This window comes from Actinoplanes sp. KI2 (genome assembly GCF_025630775.1).
Lineage (GTDB): Bacteria > Actinomycetota > Actinomycetes > Mycobacteriales > Micromonosporaceae > Actinoplanes.
Window position 1 is genome coordinate 1 of record NZ_JAOSZE010000119.1, and the last position, 1,353, is coordinate 1,353.

1 protein-coding gene and 1 pseudogene are annotated in these 1,353 nt (G+C 71.8%); both read left to right on the forward strand.

Going from position 1 to position 1,353, the window contains the following annotated elements; genetic code table 11:
• A pseudogene (narY, locus tag ODJ79_RS46530) lies at nucleotides 1-820 on the forward strand (nitrate reductase subunit beta); the annotation flags it as partial.
• On the forward strand, nucleotides 817-1,353 hold a 537-nt coding region (gene narJ, locus ODJ79_RS46535), incomplete at its 3' end, for a nitrate reductase molybdenum cofactor assembly chaperone (RefSeq protein ID WP_263030178.1). The pseudogene narY and the gene narJ, both read left to right, overlap by 4 nt.

The window sequence follows — 1,353 nt, forward strand, 5'->3', positions numbered from 1 at the left end:
AGCCACGCCGGACGACCACGATCTCTACGAGGCGCAGCGCAAGGTCTTCCTCGACCCGTTCGACCCCGCCGTCGTGCGGGCCGCCGAGCAGGCCGGCATCCCCCGGGACTGGCTCGACGCCGCGCAGCGCTCGCCGGTCCACGCCCTGATCAACAAGTACCGGGTGGCGCTCCCGCTGCACCCGGAATACCGGACGATGCCGATGGTCTGGTACATCCCGCCGCTGTCCCCGGTGGTCGACGCGGTCAAGGAGACCGGCTACGACGCCGAGGACCGGGGCAACCTGTTCGCCGCGATCGACGCGCTGCGCATCCCGGTCGACTACCTGGCCCAACTGTTCACCGCCGGCGACCCGGGGCCGGTCGACCTGGTGCTGCGCCGGCTGGCCGCGATGCGCTCGTACCTGCGGGACCTCAATCTGGGCCGGGACCCGGACGAGTCGATCCCGGCCGCGGTGGGGATGACCGGGGAGCAGACGTACGAGATGTACCGGCTGCTCGCCTTGGCCAAGTACGACGAGCGGTACGTGATTCCGCCGGCCCACGCCGAGCAGGCGCACGGCCTGGAGGAACTGGCCACCGAGTGCAGCCTGGACTACGAGGGCGGCCCGGGCATGGGCGGCTCGGGACCGTTCGGCGAGTCGTCCGGCGGGCCGATGCCGATCGCGGTGGAGAACTTCCACATGCTCGTCTCCCGGCAGACCAGCGACACCATGGTCGACCCCGGCAAGAAGGAGCTGCGGGTCAACCTCCTCAACTGGGACGGGAAGGGCCGCCCCGAGGGACTGTTCCCGCCCCGGCACGGCGAGGAGGAGAAGTGAGCGCCCGCGCCTGGCAGTGCCAGTCCCTGATGATCGGGTATCCGGACGCGACCCTGCTGGACCGCCTCGATCTGCTGGACGAGGCGGCGCGGACGCTGGCGGCGCCGGTCGGTGATCCGCTGCTGCGCTTCCTCGACCATGTCCGGCACACGCCGCCCGCCCGGCTGGCCGAGGACTACGTGGCCACCTTCGACCACCGCAAGCGCTGCTGCCTGTTCCTGACCTACTACGCGCACGGCGACACCCGTAACCGGGGGATGGCGCTGTTGGAGCTCAAGCAGACGTACGCCGCGGCGGGGCTGCTGCTGAGCGACGAGGAACTGCCCGACCACGTCGGCGTGGTCCTCGAGTTCGCGGCGGCCACCGGCGATCGCGAGCAGCTCGTCCGGCACCGGGCCGGCCTGGAGCTGCTGCGGCTCGCGCTGCACGACGCCGGCTCGCCCTGGGCCGACGTCGTGGACTCGGTCGTGGCGACCCTGCCGCCGATGGCCGGCCACCAGCGGACCGCCGTCGAAAAGCTGGTCGTCGGCGGT